General features: G+C 43.5%; 3 protein-coding genes. All 3 read left to right on the forward strand.

What is annotated here, in order from left to right:
• Positions 1-130: 130 nt before the first annotated feature.
• Positions 131-466, forward strand: a complete 336-nt coding sequence (locus tag B5E92_RS15015; RefSeq protein WP_087303499.1) for a YdcP family protein — start codon at positions 131-133, stop codon at positions 464-466.
• 83 nt (positions 467-549) lie between these two features.
• Complete coding sequence (locus B5E92_RS15020; RefSeq protein ID WP_204245296.1) at positions 550-1,422, forward strand: M23 family metallopeptidase; 873 nt, start codon at positions 550-552, stop codon at positions 1,420-1,422.
• Positions 1,423-1,482: 60 nt separating this feature from the next.
• On the forward strand, positions 1,483-2,862 hold the full coding sequence (locus B5E92_RS15025) for an FtsK/SpoIIIE domain-containing protein (protein ID WP_087303501.1): 1,380 nt from the start codon (positions 1,483-1,485) through the stop codon (positions 2,860-2,862).
• Positions 2,863-2,876: the final 14 nt, after the last annotated feature.

The raw sequence follows: 2,876 nt of genomic DNA on the forward strand, positions 1-2,876 counted from the left end.
GTTAAATTCATAATCATAATATAACCTCCAATAAAAACTGAATTATTATATTATGTTGAATTGATTTTGTACATTTTTATATGATCGTTTTTGTACATATTAATAGTAGCATTTATAGACGTTTGGAGTACTGAAATTCTCCGCATTAAGACATGAAGTGCGAGTAGAGAATGAGGACGGGACAACCAGCGAGGAAATCAAGCGTAGAACTTACGATTTGAAGTGCAGTCAGCAGGAACGCACGATACAGGTATCTATCCCAGCGGAAATCCCTGTCAAGGATTATCCGTACAATGCAGAGGTGGAGCTTATCAATCCTGTTGCTGATACGGTGGCAAACGCCAACTACCGAGGGGCAGACGTGGAATGGTACATCAAGGCAGACGACATTGTACTGAAAAATAAAGGCGGTCAGCCCGCAGGAAATCCACAGAACCATGCTCCGCATGGACAGCAGAAAAAATAAACAGATAAAAGCTGATATGTATTGCCTACCTTTTCAAGCTCCTATATAATGAGAACGAAGCAATATAGGAGTGATGATAATTAGTGGAAACTTTCGCAAAAATCATAAAAAAGATGTATTGGCTAGGATTGATAGGTTTTCTTGGAACATTTCTTGATATTCCAGTATTGAGGTTATTCTATCTGTTTTTTCTGCTGGCGATTGTAGATTTTGTTCTATCTTTTATTATTGTGATACGGACAGAAAGCACAGATGAAACAGCAATCGCCTTGAAATTCTTGTCTCAGAATATAGGTATGCTGATTGGAATACCCGTGATATATGTACGAAACTTGTTTTTTCTGCCTAATATCCGTAATTATAAACCACAGACTTTATATAGTCTCCCATTTTCGGGGTGCTGGACTGTGGCAAACGGCGGAATAAACAGAGAAACTTCCCATTCTTGGTCTATCTGCAATCAACGATATGCGTATGATTTTTTTGTTGAGGAAAATGGAAAAACATTTCATGGGGACGGGAAATCCGTATCTGATTATTTCTGCTACGGAAAACCTGTTTTATCTCCTGCTGACGGCATAGTGGTTGAAATCAAAAATCTTTTTGAAGATACTCCTATCCCAGAGGAGCAAGAGGTATTATGTAGTGCTTCTGACGTAAGAGGAAATTATATTGTTATTCAGCACACAAAGCATGAATATAGTACCATAGCACATATCAAAAAAGACAGCTTTTGTGTAAATGTAGGCGATAAAGTATGTCGGGGACAGCAGATAGCCTGCTGTGGCAATAGCGGTAACACAAGCGAACCGCATATACATTTTCAAGTACAGCAGGGAAAGAGTTTTCTTTTTTCCGCAAGCCTGCCGATTTGGTTCACAAAGATAATCAATTACACAACCTCAAAAGCAGACTCACATATCAGCAGGGGACAAATAGTAGAAAATCAGAAATAAGTAATCAAGCGGTTGGTCTTTACGATTGACCGCTTTTTCCATATCCAGAAAGGGGTGTTTATGAACCTATACAAATACAAGGGAAAGCGTATCAGAGCCAGCGACAAGAACCTTGTGTACCGCTTCTGTACGGGTACGCTCCTGCTCCTGTTCGTGGCTGTTCTCCTGCTACTGAACATGGGACAGCTCCTGCGTACTGATTGGGAGCATTTCAGCCTGCTTGATAATGGCGTGACGCTTTCCACATACAACTTCATAACCATAGGGATAGCGACTGGTGTTTGTGCATTGGTCGCTTTTCTTTATTACCGCTTCTTCCATGACAGCTTCAAGAAGCTATTACACCGTCAAAAGCTGGCACGCATGATACTGGACAATAAGTGGTATGAAGCCCAGACCGTACAGGACAGCGGTTTTTTCACTGACCTGCAGAGCAGATCAAGGGAAAAAATCGTCTGGTTTCCTAAAATCTATTATCAAATGGACAAGGGACTGCTCCATATCCGCTGTGAAATCTCTTTGGGAAAGTATCAAGACCAGCTCCTTAGACTGGAAGATAAGCTGGAAAGCGGGCTTTACTGCGAGTTGACCGACAAGACGCTCCATGACGGCTATATCGAGTACACCCTGCTCTATGACATGATAGCGAACCGTATCACGATTGACGAGGTAAAGGCTGAAAACGGGGGCTTGCGTCTGATGAAGAACCTCACATGGGAATACGACGCACTCCCTCACGCCCTTATCTGTGGCGGGACTGGCGGTGGAAAGACCTATTTCCTGCTGACAATCATTGAAGCCCTCTTGCAGACTAACGCCCAGCTTTACATCTTAGACCCTAAAAACGCTGACCTTGCGGACTTGGGTACGGTCATGGATAACGTGTACCACACCAAAGAAGATATGATTGAATGTGTCAATGCGTTCTATGAGGGCATGGTACAGCGAAGCGAGGAAATGAAGCACCACCCAGCCTACAAGACGGGTGAGAACTATGCCTATCTGGGCTTACCGCCCTGCTTCCTTATCTTTGACGAGTATGTGGCGTTCTTGGAAATGCTGGGGACAAAGGAGAGCATGAGCCTTTTAAGCCAGCTAAAGAAAATCGTTATGCTTGGCAGACAGGCGGGCTATTTCCTCATTGTCGCCTGCCAGCGTCCCGACGCAAAGTATTTCAGCGACGGTATCAGAGATAACTTCAACTTCCGTGTGGGCTTGGGACGTATCAGCGAGCTTGGTTACGGTATGCTCTTTGGAAGCGACGTAAAGAAGCAGTTCTTCCAGAAGCGTATCAAAGGACGTGGCTATTGTGACGTAGGTACGAGCGTCATATCGGAGTTTTACACTCCCCTTGTACCAAAGGGGCATGATTTTTTACAGACTATCGGCTCTCTTGCACTGGCAAGGCAAGCCGTATCAGATGAACGAAAGGAGAATTGAAAAATATATGGGAC

The sequence above is a fragment of the Erysipelatoclostridium sp. An15 genome (assembly GCF_002160675.1).
Classification (GTDB): Bacteria; Bacillota_I; Bacilli_A; order Erysipelotrichales; family Coprobacillaceae; genus Thomasclavelia; species Thomasclavelia merdavium.